We start from the raw sequence: 18,011 nt of genomic DNA on the forward strand, positions 1-18,011 counted from the left end.
CTGAAGGAGGCCTCGTCGGGTCGGTTGTGTGTGGTAACTCAATCCAACCCGACGGGGCTCTTCACGTTCGAGGGAAGGTCAACTCCCGCGAGTTACGGACACAACTTCTGGCAACCCGCTTAGCAGCAGCACGGTGGCGGGGAAACGCTGGTGCCAGCGGTAGACCTCGGCGTAGCCGTCCATCGGCAGCAGCAGCCCGGCCTTGACGTAGGCGCCCATGTCCTGCCTGCCGTTGTTGACCTGCACCACGTCGGGCGCCTGCACGCTGGTCAGGCCGAGCCTGGTGGTGTTGCGCAGGTCGTCGAAGGACCGCGGCACCCGGTTGATCCTGATGTTCGGGTACTTGCGCTGGAACTCCTCGTTCAGCGCGGTGATCTGCTTGTCCTGGCCGCCCCGCACCTCCTGGTCCCAGACGGTGAGGGTCACCTCGCCCATGGCCGCGACATCGGTCCTGATGTCCTTGGCCTGACGGTCGGTGGGCCGGGTGTCCGGCAGGTTGGAGCCGGGCACGCACGCGGCCAGCAGCGTCAGCGCGGTGAGCGTGACGGCCAGCCACCGGGAACGGATCATGCTCGTCCTCCCTCCGCCGCGCCTACGGCCTGCCTCGCAGTCCGATCGTGGCACTTGCCCGGCGCACCGTGGCACAGCCATGAGTGGGAAGAAGTTCGTCCAGGAAGTCGTATCCGCGCAATGATTCGTCCTCCCGGCGCCCCAGGTGCCGCCACCAGGCGGCGATATCGCACCAGCCGGGCGCGGACAGCGAGCCGCCGAAGTGCTGCACGGACAGCGCCGCACACAGGTTGGCGAAGCGCACCCGGTCGACCAGGGGCCAGCCGGCCAGGGTGCCGTAGGTGAACCCGGCGCCGAAGACATCGCCCGCGCCGGTGGGGTCCATGGCGGCCACGTTGATGCCGCACACGTCGGCCTCCTCGCCGGTGGCCGAGTCGATCGCGTACGCACCGCCGCCTGCCCTGGTGACCACCACGGTCGGCACCACCTCGGCCAGCGCCCTGGCCGCGGTCTTCACGTCATCCTTGCGGGTGTAGCGGACGGCCTCGACCGAGTTGGGCAGGAAGACGTCGTAGCCCTCCAGCTGCTGGATCAGTTCCGGTCGCCACTGGTCGGTGGGGTCCCAGCCGACGTCGGCGAACAGCAGCGCGCCATTGTCCTTGGCGGTGCGCACCCACTTGTCGCTCTCGTGGTCGACATGCACGAAACAGGCCCGCACCCGGGGTGGGTCGGTGAGCAGCTCGTCCGCGGTGACCGGGGAGGGGTGTCCGTGGGTGACCATGCTGCGGTCCCGGTTGATGGCCAGTGAGACGGTGACCGGGGAGTGCCAGCCGTAGAAGCGGCGCGAGTGGCTGAGGTCGACCTGCTCCTGGTTGGCCAGGGTGTCCCAGCAGAAATCGCCGTACATGTCCTCGCCGAAGGCCGAGGCCAGGGTGGTGCGCAGTTGCAGGCGGGCCAGCGCGACCGCGAGGTTGGCGATGCCGCCAGGGCTGGAGCCCAGGCCGGTGGCCCACACCTCGGTGCCGTTCTCCGGCAGCTGCGGCAGTCCGGTGAAGATCAGGTCGAGGAACACCGGACCGGACAAGAGGACGTCGAACTCGGTAGGCGGCTGGCTCGACACCGTGTTTCCTTCCCGCTGCGCGCCGGCAGTGCTGCGACCGGCCTGTTGCTCGCGCTGGCTTGTGTTCACGCTGGCTCATGTTTCGCGCTGACCAGTTCCGGCCAGGCGCAGAGTCTCCCTCTCCCAGCCGACAGTGACAACCACTCCCGAGCACGGCGTGTTCCAGACTGTCGATTTCCCTGCCCCCACCGACCACCCGGTCGGCAACCGCGCCCCCACCAACCGCCCGGTCGGCAACCGCGCCCCCACCAACCGCCCGGTCGGCAACCGCACGCCCACCTACCACTCGGTCGGCAACCGCGCCTCCACCAACCACTCGGTCGGGAACCGCGCCTCCACCGACCGCACAGTCGGGAACCGCGCCTCTGCCAACCGCCCGGTCGGGAACCGCACACCACCTACCGCTCGGTCGGGAACTGCGCCTCCGCCTACCGCCCGGTCGGGAACCGCACGCCCACCTACCACTCGGTCGAGAACCGCCCCTCCACCAACCGCTCGGTCGGGAGCGGCACGCCCCACCCCACCTCGCCCCCTCCCACTCCCCGCCTCGATCCGCCCCTCCCTGCCCCGGCGAGCCCGTGCCAGATCCACCACCCACGGCCTAGAGTCGGTCCGCGTGAGACTGGTGATCCTCGGCGGCGGCGGTTTCCGCGTTCCCCTGGTGCACGGCCGGTTGCTGGCCGACCCCGACCGATTGGTAGACGAGCTGGTCCTGCACGACGTGGACCAGGACCGCCTTACCGCGGTCACCGCGGTCCTGGACGCCCAGGCAGCCAACGCCCCCTGGCGCCCCAAGCTGAGCAGCACGTCAAACCTGGACGAGGCCCTGCGCGGCGCCGACGTGATCTTCTCCGCCATCCGGGTCGGCGGCCTCACCGGCAGGAGCGCCGACGAGCGCCATGCCATCAACGCGGGCCTGCTCGGCCAGGAAACAGTCGGCGCGGGCGGCATCAGCTACGCCCTGCGCACCGTCCCCGTCGCGGTCGACATCGCCGAACGCATCGCCCGCTACGCCCCCGACGCCTGGACCATCAACTTCACCAACCCGGCGGGCACCGTCACCGAAGCGATGTCCGCCGTCCTGGGCGACCGCGTGATCGGCATCTGCGACTCTCCCATCGGCCTCTGCCGACGGGTAGCCGCCGCCCTGGAAATCCCGGTCGAAACGGCCTGGTTCGACTACGCGGGCCTCAACCACCTGGGCTGGCTCCGAGCGGTCCTGGTCAACGGCCGAGACCGCCTCCCCGAACTCCTGGCCAACGAACAAAAACTCCAATCCTTCGAAGAAGGCCGCCTCTTCGAACCAGACTGGCTCCGAGCCCTGGGCGCCATCCCCAACGAATACCTCCACTACTACTATTACACCCGCGAAACCACCCAGGAAATAGCCGCCAACCCCGCCCCCCGCGGCCAATTCCTACACACCCAACAATCCACCTTCTACCAACAAGCCCTAGCCACCCCCGAATCAGCCCTGACCCTCTGGCAAGAAACCCGATCCGAACGCGAACGCACCTACCTGGCCGAAGCTCGCCAGATCGCGGACGCGGGCGAACGCACAACCTGCGACACAGACGGCGGCGGCTACGAGCAGGTAGCACTGGACCTGATGGCGGCGATCACCGCCAACCGAGCCGCGACAATGATCCTGAACGTCCGGAACCGGGGCGCGCTGCCCGGGTTGGACGCGGACGCGGTGGTGGAGCTGCCGTGTCTGGTGGATGCGAACGGGGCACGGCCGATAGCGGTGGATCCGCTGGACGGCCCGGCGTTGAGTCTGGTGCAGCAGGTGAAGGCGGTGGAACGGGAAACGATCGCGGCCGCGCGCACGGGCAGCCGGGAGAAGGCGTTGCGAGCGCTTGCCGGGCATCCGCTGGTGGACTCGGTTCGGGCTGCTCGGGCAGTTTTGGGGGTCACGGAGTGGTGAAAACTGGAGGTCGGGGTTACTGGGGGTGATTGGTTCTGGGGTTCGAGGCTGGGTTGCGAGAGGCAGGCCACGGGGGTTGGGTTGCCAGGGTCGGGTTGCTGGGTTTAAGTGGGGGCTTGGAAGAGAGGGCCCGGCTCACCAGGATTGAGCGGGACTTGGCGGGACTCACGGATGGGTGATGTCCGGACGGGTGACGGGCTGAATCAACCAAAACAGGATGGCAACCTAAACCGGGGTTTCTGCGTTCCGCAGAGGAAGGCGGCGGCGCGGGCGGGGCGTTGAACGCGGCGGGCTCACCAACGGCCCCGAGGACAAGAGGAGAGGCCAAGCCCGGCCCCCAGCGCCTCCCTCGAAGACAGCTGATGATCGTGCCGGCCGGCGTGATGTCGGCGACCGTGGTGATGTCGGCGACCGGGGGTTCCGCGGTGATGACGGTGTTCCCGAGACTGCGCGGCCGAGCCGACGTTGCCGGGGTTGCGGCGGTGTCACGTCTGCGGGAGTTGCGGCCGGGCCAACCGGCGGCCGGATTGCGGCCATGCCACGTCCGCCGGATTGCGGCCGTGTCGCTTCTGCGGGATTGCGGCGGCGTTGGGGCCCGCGGGGAGTTGCGGTGGAGTTGGTTCGGGCCTCGCCGCCGAGCCGAGCCGGGTCGGGTCGGGTCGGGTCTTCTGGCTACCGTCTTTCGGATGATCAGATGTGGCTGATGAACCAGTCAGGCTTGGGCATCGTCGTGAGGGCATGTCTTTGTTCGCGGTGAGTGGTCGGCTGGGTGGGTTGCGGGCTCGGGTGGGGCTGCAGGTGGGGCAGTTGCTCGGCGGGTTGCTGGCTCGGGGGACGGCGGAGCTGGTTCGGGACTTCGCGGAGCCGGTGGCGGCGGCCGTGGTCATGGAGCTGGCGCGGGTGCCGGGGCAGGATCGGGCGGATTTCCAGCGGTGGGTGCGGGACGCCAGTGGGATCGAGGGGGCGGTGACGCCGCGGGTCTGGGCGGAACTGGACGGGTATCTGGCTGAGTTGTCCGCGCATCGGGACCCGCCTGCCCACCAAGAGCTGCCCACGCATCTCGAGCCGCCTGCGCTCCGGGACCTGCCAGCGCATCGGGAGCTGCCCATGCACAGCGACCTGCCAGCGCACCGGGACCTGCCAGCGCACCGGGACATGTCCACACATCGGGACACGTTGTCCACCGAGCGGGAGGACCTGGGCGGGGACCGGGACGAGTCGGATTCTCGCCAGGACGAGACGACTCGACGGCAGAGCGAGACGGTGTCAGACCGGGGCGGAGCGGCTGCGGGCCGAGGTAGGGCAGCGGCGGACCGGGGAACAGCGGCGGACCGGGGAACAGCGACGGGCCGAGGTGGGGCTGCGGCGGACCGGGGTGGGGCTGCGGCGGATCGAGGTGAGGCTGCGGACCGAGGTGAGACAGCGTCAGATCGAGGTGGGGCTGCGGCGGACCGGGGCGGGAGGATTGCGGGCTGGGGTGGAGCGGTGGCGGGGCGCGAGGGTGGTCGGGTGTCGGCGGTGGAGGTGGTGGCGGGGCATGTGCGGATCGTGGACCTCATCTCCGACGCGCTACTGACCCTGCTGGGCTGTCCGGAGCAGTTGGCCGTGTTGCGGCGGGACTCCCAGGTCCTCGCCGCGGTGATCCGGGAGGTGTTGCGGGGCGATGCGGATGCCAGGGATCTGGGGCTCGCGGGAGTTGTCGCGGAGGCGGCGGTCCGGGCGGTGCTGGGGTGTGATGTGCTGTTGGCCGGGGATGAGGAGGAGTTGCGCTGGCGGGCCCGGTTGGGGATCCGGGAGTTGCGCAGCATTCCGGTCACCCTGGAACGGCGTCCGGTGGTGGGCGGCGGTCGTTAGGTGGCGAACGAGTGGCGAACGAGTGGAGGTCGGGTGGCGGACCGGGTGGCGGTGATCGGGTTGGGGGACATCGCGCGGAAGGCGTATCTGCCGACGATCACCGCTCGGGCGGGGCTGGATCTGCACCTGCTGACGCGGAACGCGGAGCGGTTGGCGGAGATCGCGGATCAGTACCGGGTTCCGGCGCGGCGGCGGTTCACCGGGCTGGATGAGTTGCTGGAGCACGGGATCGACGCCGCGTTCGTGCATGTGCCGACCAGTGCGCACGCGGCGACCGTGGGCCGGTTGCTGGATGCCGGGGTACCGACCTATGTGGACAAACCCCTCGATGACAGCCTTGCGGGGGCTCGGGAACTGGTGGAGCGGGCCGAGCGGCTCGGGGTGCCGTTGATGGTGGGGTTTAACCGCCGGTACGTGCCCGCCTACGTCGAGGCGGGCCGGGGTGCGCGGGATCTGGTGGTGTTGCAGAAGAACCAGGACAGTGGCGGCGGTGGGGTGCGGGAGGTGGTGTTCGACGACTTCATCCATGTCGTGGACACGGTGCGGTTCCTGGCTCCTGGGCCGGTGGAGCGGGTGCTGGTGTCGGGGGTGGTGACCGGCGGGGTGCTGGAGCAGGTGGGGTTGACGTTGGCGGGCAACGGGTTCACCGCGATCGGGTTGATGCACCGGCGGGCCGGGGCGAAGCAGGAGCGGCTGGAGGTGTCCGGGGGTGGGGTGAAGGTCGAGGTGGCGGATCTTGGGCGGGTCACTCGGCATGAGGGTGGCCGGGTGACGCTGATGCCGGAGGACGGGTGGGCGCCGGTGGCCTGGCGGCGGGGGATCGAGCAGGTGTGCGACGCGTTCCTGGACGGGGTGCGGGGCGGCGGTGGGCTGCCTGATCTTCGGGACGCGTTGCGAACGCACGAGTTGTGTGAACAGGTGGTCGCGGAGCTGACGGGGTAGCCGGTGGCGCCGGGGTCGCGGCGGGCTAGACGGACAGGGTGGACGCCAGTTCGCGGAAGCGGGTGGACGCACCGGTGCGCAGCGCCGGGCCGTGGCCGAAGCACGCGGTCTCGAAGTCGAGTTCGCTCAACCGCGCGAACGACTTCCTGGCCAGCCCACTGTCCACATTGAACACTCCCACGCTCAGCCCCGTCACGTTCACCACCGCGTCCCCCAGGAACAGCACCCCCGACGGCAGCCACACCGCGATGCTGCCCGGCGTGTGACCCGGCGCCCCGACCACCCGGGCCCCGCCGCCGAAGGCCAGCACCTCGCCGTCCCCGACCTCCCGGTCCACCCGGCACGGCGGGTGCTCAGGCACCCCGGGAGAGATCTGCCCGTGCAGCTCCCGTTCCCAGTCCGCCTCGAACACCGGGGGCAGTCCGACCGCCTCGCCGCGGATCATCGGGGCGTCCGCGTGGTGGGCGATCACCTCCGCGTCGCTCCAGGCCACGATTTCCGCGGCGGCGCCGGTGTGGTCGGCGTGCCAGTGGGTCAGCACGATCCGGCGCAGCGGGACGCCGAGACCGGCCACCGCCTCGCGTACTTGGTCCCCGTACCCGGGCAGGCCGGTGTCGATCAGCGTTGCCTCGGTGGCGTCGCGCCACAGGTAGGCCTGGCCCACCGGGAAGGTGAGCTGGGTCAGGTTCGGCAGCAGGGGCGTGGTGTCCATGGTTGTCAGCCTGGCAGTGGCGGGGAGGTCCGGATACCGTGTTCGCCCATGGCCGAGCAGGGTTCTCCCAGGGCGGACGACGAGCTGCGGGCACGCCTGGAGCGGCTCGCGGGCGGGCTGCCGGAGGTGATGGTCGAGGCGGGGCAGCACAGTGCGTTCCGGGTGCGGAACAAGACGTTCGGGTACTACCTGGACGATCATCACGGGGATGGGATCGTCGCGTTGTGCGTCAAGGCCGCGCCGGGAGCGCAGCAGGCGCTGGTCGGCGCGCAACCCGAGCGGTACCTGGTGCCCGCCTACCTCGGCGCCAAGGGCTGGGTGTCGTTGCGGCTGGACCTGGGCGAACCGGACTGGGCCGAGATCGAGGAGCTGCTGCTGGAGGGCTACCGGCTGGTCGCGCCCAAGACCCTCGCCGCCAAGATCACTGGCGGCCCAGCAGGGCGATGAGCTGGATGACGCGGTAGGCGGTCGGGAAGTCCTCGGCCTCATAGGACAGGGTGCGTTCGCCGATCAACTCCATGCCGGGCACCAGCAGGGCGTTCTCCGCCATCGCGGGGCTCAGCACGTCCACCTCGACGTCGACCTCGCCCGCGAAGCGCAGCGGGCGGACCCGGCTGCTGCGGCGCAACGCCTGGGGCACCGCGGCCCGGATCCGGGCGCAGGCCTCCTCCGGGTGCAGGTTCTCCGCCGCGCGCATGCCGAGGGCCCGTTTGACCACCACCGACCAGATCCCGCGGGCCACCCCGGTCGCCTCGGTGGCCACTGTCTCGTCCCCGGCGACCAGGATCGGCACCGCGCCGTGCGCCGCGGCCAGGGCGGCGTTGAGGCCGAGTTCGCCCAGGCTGCGGTCGTTGCAGCGGACGTCGGCGATCACCGCGCCGCTGATGGTGTGCGAGAGCACCGAATGGGCAAGGCCTGCCCGGCCGTGGTAGCCGACGAAGATCACCGCGTGCACGTCCTCGGCGATGCCGGCCATCATGCCGAAGGGCTTGGGTTTGCCGCGCAACAGCGTGGCGCGGCGGTCCAGCTGCTCCGGTAACAGGTTGCGGAACTGGGCGTGCGCGTCGGAGACCAGCACCTCCGCGTCCGGTTCGGCGTCATAGACCCCGCGCACCGCGGCGTTGGCCTCGGCGGTCATCAGCGCCCGGTTGCGCTCGTACTCCCGTTCCCCCGGACGGACGTCCTCGCCGTCGACGATCCCGGCGATCCCCTCCATGTCCACCGACACGAGCACCCGCATACACGCCCCTTAACCCCGAAAGCAAAGCTGGCGGCGACCCCGCAGGGTCACCGCCAGCTTTCCCCATCCGGGTTACTTCGTCACAACCAGGGCGTAGTCAGCATCGGTCTCCGGGGTTTCCGGGTGACCGTCCGCGTTGACCTGGTCGGCCACGACCTCCACCTTCCAGGTGCCCTTGGCCGCCTTCTCCAAGATCACGTTCTCCACGGTGTCGACGCTGTTCGCGGCGCCACCGGGGGTGGAGAAGTTGCCGACGTTGAGGCCGTTGTTGCCCCAGTACACGGTGCCGTCGGGCGCGGTGACCTTCAGCGTCAGGTCGTTGACCCGCGACAGCGCCGCGGTCGGCGAACCGGCCGGGTCGGTGTAGGCCAGGGTCGCCTTGAACGGCGTGCTGCCGTCCGCCTCGACCGTGTAAGCCTTGGCCTGACCGGCCTTGAGCAGGTCGGTCTCGTTCACCAGCACCGGCAGCTTCCAGGCGTTGCCCTTGGCCTGGTTGTACAGGTTGCCCACACTCGCGGTGCCCCAGCCCTGGTGCGTCCGGGTCAGGTCGTGGGTGGCGCCGGAGAAGGTGTACTGGTTCGCGGTGTTGACCAGCAGCGCCTTCACCGTGGCGGCGTGCGGCCGGGAGGCGAAGACGTCCCGCTTCTTGCCGGGCGCGCCGTCGAAGACCCCGTCCGCCCACATCTGGAACACCAGGCCGGCGTTGCCGCAGGTGATCGGGGTGGCACCGCTGGTGCCGCCGAAGCTGGGCGTGTACGCGGTGTCGTTGGTCGAGGTGGTGGTGTCGATGCCGTCGTAGTAGTTGGAGATCTCCGGCTTGATCCGGCCGTCGGCGGCCGGGCCGATGCTCGCGCCGCGGTTCCACTGGTCATCGGTGCGGGCCAGCGTGTTCTTGTGGTACTGGGCGCCCACCGAGAGCACGTTCTTCGCCCACGCCTCCGGCCGCGACTGCTGCGAACCGGCGTTGCTCTGGGACTGGCAGATGAACAGGTCCAGATCGAAGACGATCTTGTCCATGGCCGCGGAGATCGTGGTGTAGGAGGTGGTCAGCGCGTTGCCCCAGCTGTTGGTCTGGAACACCGCCTTGTACTTGCCGTTGGGGTCGACCAGCTCCTTGGAGTGGGCGTACCGGTCGGGCACGTTGTAGCCGGAGTGGATGCCCTGGCCCTCGGGCAGCAGCCCGCGGTGCTTGGGGCTGACGCCGGTGGCGAAGATCTGGCCGTAGGTGGAGGTGCCGTGGCTGGGGCTGGTGCCCGCGGCGCCGTGCTGGATCGGCGGCTTGGCCCGGAACTCCTGGTGGGTGGTGCGCAGGCCGGAGTCCATGACCTCGCCGACCACGCCCTGGCCCTTGTAGCCGCCGGCGGACTCGATGACGTTGGCGCCGCCGTCGATGCGCGCGTTGTCCATGTCGGTCTCCGGCCCGGAGGCCGCGTCCACCGCGAGGACCTGGTCCAGGTGCGCGGTGGCGCGCAGCTGGGCCGGGCTGAGGGTGACCTCCAGGTGCTGGGTGCTGGCCGAGGCCACGTGCACCTGCCCGCCCGCGCGGGTGATCGCCTGGGCGGCGGTCTGCTGCTCGGCGGCGTTCGCCTCGACCAGGGTCACCACGTAGCGGGCGGTCTTGGTCTCCTTGAGCGCGGCCGGGGCCAGCTTGTCGCCGGGCTGGTAGGCGCCGACCCAGCGGACGAAGCCGAGCTTGGCGACCCGCTCCTTGGTGGCCGGGCTCATCCGCACCACGTAGGCGTAGTCGGGGATGAACGCGCCCAGGCGGGCGCCGAGCCGGGCCAGCTCACGGCGCTGGGCGTCCAGCGGCGCGGCCTTGAACTGCACCAGGTAGGCCCCGCCCTCGCGGACCCGCAGTTCCTCGGGGGTGGCGCCCTCGGCCTGCGCGGAGGTGGGGTCGAAGCTGCGGTTGGCCAGCCGGATCTGGCTGGCCTGGGGCAGCTCGCGGCTCCAGGTGTGGCCGCCGTCGAGGCTGATGGTGAACTTGTCCGCGCCGACCAGTCGGATCTGTTCGGCGTCCGTGCCCGCGCCGCTGGCGCTTGTCGCGCCGGCGCTGAACACGAGCGAACTGGCGGTGATCGCCACCAGGAAAACGCGACTCCTTCGCCGCATCGACTACCTCCAGCGCAATTACAGGGGTGGCCCGGACAGGCGTGATCCGGCCGTAATCCGGACAGTAACGACGGTTTACCAACCCATCACCCGACAGAAGTTGGTTTACGTCCATACCTTCGTCGTATCCGGTCTGATCAGCGAGGATGGCGCGAAAGCGCAGACAGGGAAAGTCGCCGCGACCCAGCGTACTCCAGCGAATACGGGCCGCGACGACTTATTTGGATAATTTACCTGTTTGACCTAATACGGCGAGAAGTACGGCCGTTTGGTCACTGGTACTGCGATCCGGCCACTGGTAGGGACTTGGTTTCCGCGCCCTGGTGAATGGACTTCATCGCCTCGAACCAGGTCCGGGCCGGCACCTTGCCGCCGTAGATGTTGCCGTTGCCGCACAGCCGGGGCTGGGCGCCGTCGCAGATCGGCTTGGGGGTCGGGCTGTCGGAGAAGGTCAGCACCGCGCCGGAGAAGTTCGGGGTGGCGCCGACGAACCCGGCGGACTGGTGGTTCTGGGTGGTGCCGGTCTTGCCGATCATCGGCCGGGTCCAGTTCGCCTGGCGGGCGGCCTGCGCCGCGGTGCCCTCGGTGGTGTCCTTGCTCAGCCCCTGGGCCAGCGCGCCGGCCAGACCGGCGTCGATGGCCTGCTCACAGGCGGCTTCCTTGAGTTCGACCGGCTTGCCGTTGCGGTCGGTCATCTGCTCGATCGGGGTGGGCGGGCACCAGGTGCCGCCGCTGGTGATGGTGGCCCCGACGTTGGCCAGTTCGAGCACGCTGACCACGGTCACGCCCAGGGTGAACGAGCCGACCTTGTTGTCCTTGACCCACTTGTCCTGGGCGATGCGCAGCGAGGCGTCCTTGGCATCCGGGTTGATCTTGGAGCCGCCGCGGTTGACCGACTGCATGCTGTCCCGCAGCCCCATCCGCACCGACATGTCGACCACGTTGTTCAGCCCGGCCTGCTCCTCCAGGATGACGAACCCGGTGTTGGGCGAGTGCGCCAGTGCGCTCTGCAGGGACATCGTGGTGTCGCCGCCCTCGCCGGCGTTCTTCACCGTGTAGGCCTTGCCGCCGTTCTTGTAGACCGGGGAGGTGTAGGTGTTGGGCACGTTGACCGAGCGGTTGACGCCGGTCTTGCCCTCCTCCATGGCCGCGGCCGCGGTGAAGATCTTGAAGATCGACCCGGCGCCGAACCGGCTGACGTCGGCTGGCAGGTTGAACGAGGTCTGGTTCTTGTTCTTGTCGTTGCCGTAGTCCCGGTTGGCGCCCAGCGCGCGCACCCGGTGCTTGTCCTTGCCCGGCTCGACCACGGCCATCGCGTTGGCGACGCCGTCGGTGTTCTTGCTGACCTCGCCCTCGGCCGCGGCCTTGACCGCGTCGTTGGCGCCCTGGTCCAGGGTGGTCTTGATGGTGTAGCCGCCGCGCTTGAGCTTGTCCTTGGAAAAGCCCAGTTTGGCCAGGTAGTCCACCACGTAGTCGCAGAAGTAGCCGTTGGTCTGGCCGTTCTCCGCGCTCACGCAGTCATTGGGGCGGCGCTTGGCGTTGGCGAAGTTGAGCGGCTCCTCCTGGAACTGCTTGTACAGCGCCTGCGCCTGGGTGGGGTCCTTGGCCAGCGCGCCGGTGTCGGCCATCCGCCGGAGCACGTGGTCGCGCCGCTTCTTGGCCTCCTCCGGGTTCTCCGTGCCCAGCCGGGAGGGCTTGTTGACCAGACCGGCCAGGTAGGCGGCCTCCGGGACGCTGAGGTCCTTGGGCAGCTTGTCGAAGAAGTGCCGGGCGGCGGACTTGATGCCGTAGATCTGGCCGCCGAAGGGCACCACGTTGAGGTAGCGGGTGAGGATCTCGTCCTTGCTCAGCGTGCGTTCCAGCTGCAGCGCGATGCGCACCTCGCGCAGCTTGCGGGCCGCGGTGACCTCGCTGGCCTTCTCCCGCTCCACGTCGGTCTTGGCCACGACGTAGGCGAGGTAGTTCTTCACGTACTGCTGGGTGATGGAGGAGCCGCCCTCGACCCGCTGGCCGAGCACGCCCTTGACCACCGCGCGCAGGGTGCCCTTCCAGTCCACGCCGTTGTGTTCCTCGAAGCGGTGGTCCTCGATGGCGACCATGGCCGCCTTCATGTTCTGCGAGATCCCCGCGCTGTCGACCAGTTCCCGGTCCTGGTCGTAGAGGTAGGCGATGGGCTTGCCCTTGCTGTCGGTGATCGTGGTGAGCAGCGGCGGGTCGGCCTGGGCCAGTTCGGCGGAGAACTGGTCGACCGTCTCACTGGCCCGGTTCGACAGCAGCCCCGCCCCGCCCACGACGGGGAAGGCGATCGCGGCGACCACCAGACCGGCCACCACGCACAGCCCTATGAGTTTCAACATCCCCGTCGCTCGTGCGACCAACACGGTCCGCACTCCCCTCTCCACACCACAGTCACCCGTTCAGTGCACTGTCTACCCGTAAGGGCGCATGAACCCGCACCGAGGTTGCATCCGATTCACCGTGATCTTCGACAGTTTGTCGGAGCAAGCGACCGGTCCCGGTTCAGCCATGTGAAAACATCGGGTCACCCGGCCGCCGAACAGCCCACATCACTGGCATGGAGTCTACTTCTGGCCGTCTTGACCGGCAGACATCGGAGGATAGAGTGTGTCCGCCCCCACACCGCCCCGGACCGCCATTCGGAGGGAAAACGCTTTCCAACTGAGGTGCACCGTGTGGTGCGTTGAGGAGCTTCGATGGCATCGAGACGGCGGGGTTTCCGACGACTGACCGTGTTCGGCGCGGCGCTGGCGGTCACGCTGGCCAGTACCGGCGCGGCGGGCGCGGAGTCGCCTCCCAGCCTGCCCGTCCCCGACTCCCCCGGCCCCGAAGCGCAGGCGGCGCCGAGCTGGCGGGCCGAGCCGAGCCCGTTCCGGCTGAGCTTCCGGCAGGGCCACCGGCAGCTGACCGCCCAGCTCGCTGACCCGACCGCTCGGATGGTTTACCAGCTGGCCGACGGCAGCACGCACCACCTCACCGACCTCCGCGGCCGGCAGGACACCCCGGGCGGCACGAGCTACGTGGTGGCCACCACCGAACCCGGCCGCACCGCCACGGTGGCCGTCGCGCGCACTCCGCGCGGGCTGCGGGTGGACTGGACCTTCAGCCCGGCCACCGGGGTGACCAGGGTGTCCGAGACGCTCACCGGGTCGACGGCGGAGCACTTCCTCGGTGGCGGCGCGCACACCATGTTCACCGATCTGCGCGGCAAGGTGCTGCTGAACAAGGCGGTCTTCGTCGGGGCGAGCAACTTCGGCAAGTGCAACAAGAACGGCGCGCCGACTCCGTTCTTCCTCAGCTCGCACGGCTACGCGGTCTACCCGGACACCGTCGCGATCGGCCGGATCGCCTTCCCCGGCGCGCAGGCGGACACCCACTGCGAGGACAAGCCCGCGCCCTGCCCGGTCGCCTATGGCCAGCAGGACCGGATCCAGTTGTGCTTCAAGGACGACCACCTCTCCTACGAGGTCTACGGCGGCTCGCCCGAGCGGGTCACCCGCTCCTACTTCCAGCGTGTCGGGCTGCCCACGCTGCCGCCGCCGCGGCAGTTCGCGCTGATGAAGTGGCGGGACAAGTACAACACCCAGGCCGAGGTGATCGAGGACGCCGTCCAGTTCCAGGCGCACGACCTGCCCCTGGACACGGTGTGGATCGACAACCCGTGGGAGCAGGGCCCCGAGGGCGCGCGGCCGACCTACGCCTGCATCGGCGCGCTCAGCTTCGACAAGCAGGTCTTCCCGGACGCCCAGGGCATGATCGACGATCTGAAGCGGCGCGGGGTGAACCTGGGCGTGTGGGTGGCGCCGTTCCTGGCCAAGCAGTCCGACGGCAAACCGTGCCCGCACGACTACCCGCCGAACTCCTTCGTGCAGTCCGATCGCACCAACGTGCTCGACCTGGACCTGACCAACCCGGCCACCCGCGCGCACTACGAGGCCAAGCTGGAGAAGGTCTTCCGGATGGGCGTGAACATGGTCAAGGGCGACCGCGGCGAGGAGCACAACTTCGAGGAGTCCACCTTCGCCGGCGGGCCCGGCCGGCTGCTGCACAACAGGTATCCGTTGCTCTACGCCGAATCCGTGGCCCGCGCGCTGCGCAAGGCGCACGGGGACAACTACACGATGCTGTTCCGGGCAGGCTACGACGGCATGCCGGCCATCCTGCGCGGGGCCTGGATGGCCGATGCGGACATGAGTTTCGACGGGTTGCGGCTGACCCTGCGACGCGGGGTCAACAACGGGATGACCGGGCATCCGGTGTGGGGTTCGGACACCGGCGGCTACCGCCGGATCGCACCCGATTCGCCCTCGCCGAGCCTGTTCACCCGGTGGGCGCAGCTGTCCGCGGTCTCGCCGGTGTTCCAGGTCGGCGGGCCGGGCCGCAACGGCACCCCGTGGGTTTATGACGCGGACACCCTGCGCCGGTTCCGGGACGCGGCGAAGCTGCACTACGAGCTGTTCCCCTACCTGTTCGAGCAGGCCCGGCTGGCCGCGGCGACCGGTGTGCCGATCACCCGGCCGATGCCCTTCGAGCACCCCAGGGAGGAGGCGGCCTGGACGGCGGATCAGCAGTTCATGGTCGGTCCGGACCTGCTGGCCGCGCCGGTGACCGAGGACCGCGCCGAGGCCGACGGGGCGGCCGGGAAGCCCACGCCGGTGCGGGTGTGGCTGCCCAAGGGCGACTGGATCGACCTGCACAGCGGACAGACCGTGGCCGGTGACCGGACCATCGTCCGGGAGTCCACTGTGGACGAGTTCCCGCTGTACCTGCGGGCGGGCGCGGCGATCGGGTTCAACCAGCGCGGGCCGCAGGTGTGGGCCAAGGCGTGGGGCACCAACGATCTGGACCGCAAGGACCGCGCGGGCTGGCTGGTCTCCGCCGACGGCGGCGCGCGTGCGGAGAACCCCTACGGCGGCAAGCTGACCAGTCACCGGGTCGGCAAGCACCTGGTGATCACCCTGCGCGACGCGCCTGCCGAGACCCAGCTGACCCTGCCCGGCCTCAGCGGTCTGCGCGCCGCCTACCTCGACGGCCGCCCCGCCGGTAAGTCCACTGTGGACGAACTGCGCGGCAGGGCCAGCGGCTGGACCACGACCACCGGCGCCTTCGGCGGCACCGTGGTGAAACTCCGGCCGCACAACGGGATCAGCCAGGTCGTGCTGACCCTCCCCTGAGCGAAAGGCCCACCATGTCCACCCGAGCAGTCCGCGCCGCCAGGCGACTGGTCACCACCTTCGCCGTCGTCGGCGCCCTCCTGGCCGGCGGCGTGAGCGCCGCGACGCCCGCACCAGCCGCCGCTGATTCCACAGTGGACTGGTCGCGGGCCGTCGTGGACGCCACCCTGACCCGCTTCCCCACGCCCGCCTCCTTCGGCGAGTGGAGCCACACCCGCGGGTTGTTCCTCTACGGCGTGTACCAGGTGTACCGCCGCACCGGGGAAAAACGGTACCTGGACTACGTGCGCGGCTGGGCCGACCTGACCGTAGACGCCGAGGGCAGGCTCAACACCCCACTGGTACAACAGAATCCGATGCTGCCGGGCAGCCTGCTGATCGCCCTGCACGCCGAGACCGGCGACCTCCGCTACCGCAAGGCCGCGGACGTGATCCGGGCCCGGATCGCCGAGTACCCCAGGACCTCCGACGGCGGCATGTGGTACTCCAGCCTCACCCCCGGCGAGCTGTGGGCGGACAGTGTCTACATGGCGCAGCCCTTCCTGGCCCGCTACGGAAAAGCCTACGGCGACGGGAAGTACGCCTACGACGAGGCGGCCCGCAACCTCCTCGTCACGTTCAAGCACCTGGTGGCGCCCAACGGTTTGCTCTTCCACGCCTACGATGAGAACGGCGACGCGAGCTGGGGTCCGGACCCGGTCACGCGCACCTCCGCGGTGCACTGGGTGCGCACCATCGGCTGGCATTCGATGGCCCTGGTCGAGGTGCTGGAAGTGTTGCCGCGCAACCATCCTGACCGGCCGAAGCTGATCGCCAACCTGAACGTCCTGGCCCGCGCCTTCGCCCGGTTCCAGGAACCCCGCACCGGCCGCTGGTTCCAGGTGGTCGACCGCGGTGACGATCCGGACAACTGGACCGAGACCTCCGGCTCGGCCATGTACACCTACACCCTCGGCAAGGCCGTCCGGCTCGGCCTGCTGCCGCGGTACTACGACACCGTTGCCCGCACAGGACATCGCGGGGTGCTGGCCAAGGTGGTCAAGGGCGCCGACGGCCTGGCCAACGTGCTCGACACCTCCGAGGGCACCCACCCCAGCGACTACCAGACCTACCTGTCCCGCCGCCGGATGACCAACGACCTCCACGGACTCGCCGCGTTCGTGGTGATGAACGAGCAGTTGACCCAACGGATGTAGGAGGATCGGTGAACAGAGGCAGGACCCTCCGCTCGCGTGTGTTCCGGGTGGCCACCGCCGTGGCCGCCGCGGCCGCGCTCGCGCTGTCGGTGACCGCGCCGGTGGCCACGGCGGCCCCGCCGGCCACCGACTGGTCCAAGGCGGTGATCGACTCGACCATCGCGCGCAACCCTGATCCGCAGACCATCGGCGGCTGGGGCTACACCCGCGGGTTGTTCCTCTACGGGGTGTACAAGGTCTACCAGCGGTTGAAGGACCCGAAGTACCTGGCCTACATCAAGAAGTGGGCCGACTACCACGTCGACGCCGCCGGGCACGTCAACCACAGCTTCAACAACCTGGACGCGATGCAGCCCGGCAACGTGCTGATCTTCCTGCACAAGGAGACCGGCGACCCCAGGTACAAGGCCGCCGCCGACCAGATCCGCACCCGGATCACCACCTATCCGCGCACGCCCGACGGCGGGATGTGGCACGCCACCAGCAAGACCAACGAGCTGTGGGCGGACGGGGTGTTCATGGCCCAGCCGTTCCTGATGCGCTATGGCCAGGCCTACGGCGACGAGCAGTACGCCACCGACGAGGTGCTGCGGAACCTGGAGACCTACTTCAACCGGCTCAAGGCCGACAACGGCCTGATGTGGCACGCCTACGACGGCGACCGGGACGCCCCGTGGGACCCCAAACCCAAGCCGGACACCGGAACCACCAGTTTCTTCTGGGCCCGCGCCTTCGGCTGGTCCGCGATCACCTACATCGAGATCCTGGACATGCTGCCCAAGAATCACCCGAAGCGGCAGCAGCTCATCGGCTACGTGCAACACCTGGCCAAGGGCCTGGCCCGCTACCAGGACCGGCAGACCGGGCGCTGGTTCCAGGTGGTCGACCGCGGTGACGACCCGGACAACTGGACCGAGACCTCGGCCTCCTCCATGTACACCACGATGCTCGACGCGGCGGTGCAACGCGGCTACATCCCACGCTCGTACCAGCGGGTGGCCGACCGGGGTTACCGCGGCGTGCTGGCCAAGGTCCGCAACGGCGCCGACGGCCTGACCAACATCTACGACATCTCCGAGGGCACCAACGTCGGCGACCTCAACTACTACTACGCCCGCAAACGCAACACCAACGACCTACACGGCCTCGGCGCCTTCCTCCTCATGCAAGAACAACTCCGCCGCTGACCACAACGGCCAACACACC

General features: G+C 69.5%; 13 protein-coding genes. 7 read left to right on the forward strand and 6 right to left on the reverse strand.

Annotated elements, in window-relative coordinates:
* Positions 1-78: 78 nt before the first annotated feature.
* Both ACTOWY_RS41495 and ACTOWY_RS41500 read right to left on the reverse strand, forming a co-directional pair.
* Entirely contained in the window at positions 79-570 is a 492-nt protein-coding gene (locus ACTOWY_RS41495) for an extracellular solute-binding protein (protein ID WP_441315079.1), read from the reverse strand.
* A 22-nt stretch (positions 571-592) separates the two neighbouring features.
* Positions 593-1,630 (reverse strand): carbohydrate kinase family protein, encoded by a 1,038-nt coding sequence (locus tag ACTOWY_RS41500; RefSeq protein ID WP_247763969.1) that lies wholly within the window; start codon positions 1,628-1,630, stop codon positions 593-595.
* A 616-nt stretch (positions 1,631-2,246) separates the two neighbouring features.
* Between ACTOWY_RS41500 and ACTOWY_RS41505 the strand changes: the two genes are divergently transcribed.
* From ACTOWY_RS41505 to ACTOWY_RS41515, 3 genes are all read left to right on the forward strand, one after another.
* Positions 2,247-3,557 carry a 6-phospho-beta-glucosidase gene (locus tag ACTOWY_RS41505; RefSeq protein ID WP_441315080.1) on the forward strand — a complete coding sequence of 437 codons (1,311 nt, stop codon included), beginning with the start codon at positions 2,247-2,249 and terminating at the stop codon, positions 3,555-3,557.
* 1,509 nt (positions 3,558-5,066) lie between these two features.
* On the forward strand, positions 5,067-5,411 hold the full coding sequence (locus ACTOWY_RS41510) for a hypothetical protein (RefSeq protein WP_441315081.1): 345 nt from the start codon (positions 5,067-5,069) through the stop codon (positions 5,409-5,411).
* 33 nt (positions 5,412-5,444) lie between these two features.
* Entirely contained in the window at positions 5,445-6,353 is a 909-nt protein-coding gene (locus ACTOWY_RS41515) for a Gfo/Idh/MocA family protein (RefSeq protein WP_441315082.1), read from the forward strand.
* Positions 6,354-6,378: 25 nt separating this feature from the next.
* Here ACTOWY_RS41515 and ACTOWY_RS41520 read toward each other — a convergent pair whose 3' ends face one another.
* Positions 6,379-7,065 carry an MBL fold metallo-hydrolase gene (locus ACTOWY_RS41520; RefSeq protein ID WP_441315083.1) on the reverse strand — a complete coding sequence of 229 codons (687 nt, stop codon included), beginning with the start codon at positions 7,063-7,065 and terminating at the stop codon, positions 6,379-6,381.
* A 48-nt stretch (positions 7,066-7,113) separates the two neighbouring features.
* On the opposite strand from ACTOWY_RS41520, the gene ACTOWY_RS41525 reads away from it, so the two are divergent.
* Positions 7,114-7,512 carry an MmcQ/YjbR family DNA-binding protein gene (locus tag ACTOWY_RS41525; RefSeq protein WP_441315084.1) on the forward strand — a complete coding sequence of 133 codons (399 nt, stop codon included), beginning with the start codon at positions 7,114-7,116 and terminating at the stop codon, positions 7,510-7,512.
* Here the strand turns inward: ACTOWY_RS41525 and ACTOWY_RS41530 are convergent.
* From ACTOWY_RS41530 to ACTOWY_RS41540, 3 genes are all read right to left on the reverse strand, one after another.
* Positions 7,487-8,305 carry a M55 family metallopeptidase gene (locus tag ACTOWY_RS41530; protein WP_441315085.1) on the reverse strand — a complete coding sequence of 273 codons (819 nt, stop codon included), beginning with the start codon at positions 8,303-8,305 and terminating at the stop codon, positions 7,487-7,489. The two genes, ACTOWY_RS41525 and ACTOWY_RS41530, sit on opposite strands and share 26 nt — an antisense overlap.
* 72 nt (positions 8,306-8,377) lie before the next feature.
* A complete protein-coding gene (locus ACTOWY_RS41535) occupies positions 8,378-10,417 on the reverse strand; it encodes a S8 family serine peptidase (protein ID WP_441315086.1) in 2,040 nt (679 codons plus the stop codon).
* Positions 10,418-10,689: 272 nt separating this feature from the next.
* Positions 10,690-12,774 carry a transglycosylase domain-containing protein gene (locus tag ACTOWY_RS41540; RefSeq protein WP_441315087.1) on the reverse strand — a complete coding sequence of 695 codons (2,085 nt, stop codon included), beginning with the start codon at positions 12,772-12,774 and terminating at the stop codon, positions 10,690-10,692.
* Between the two features lie 357 nt (positions 12,775-13,131).
* Here ACTOWY_RS41540 and ACTOWY_RS41545 point away from each other — a divergent pair, with 357 nt between their 5' ends.
* From ACTOWY_RS41545 to ACTOWY_RS41555, 3 genes are read left to right on the forward strand one after another with little or no spacing between them, the layout of a single operon-like run.
* The gene (locus ACTOWY_RS41545; protein WP_441315088.1) at positions 13,132-15,609 is read left to right on the forward strand and encodes a glycoside hydrolase family 31 protein; all 2,478 of its coding nucleotides are present in this window, start codon (positions 13,132-13,134) and stop codon (positions 15,607-15,609) included.
* A gap of 14 nt (positions 15,610-15,623) precedes the next feature.
* Positions 15,624-16,805, forward strand: a complete 1,182-nt coding sequence (locus tag ACTOWY_RS41550) for a glycoside hydrolase family 88/105 protein (RefSeq protein WP_441315089.1) — start codon at positions 15,624-15,626, stop codon at positions 16,803-16,805.
* Positions 16,806-16,813: 8 nt separating this feature from the next.
* Entirely contained in the window at positions 16,814-17,992 is a 1,179-nt protein-coding gene (locus ACTOWY_RS41555) for a glycoside hydrolase family 88/105 protein (protein WP_441315090.1), read from the forward strand.
* The last annotated feature ends 19 nt before the right edge of the window (positions 17,993-18,011 follow it).

Source organism: Crossiella sp. CA198 (assembly GCF_052078295.1).
Classification (GTDB): domain Bacteria; phylum Actinomycetota; class Actinomycetes; order Mycobacteriales; family Pseudonocardiaceae; genus Crossiella.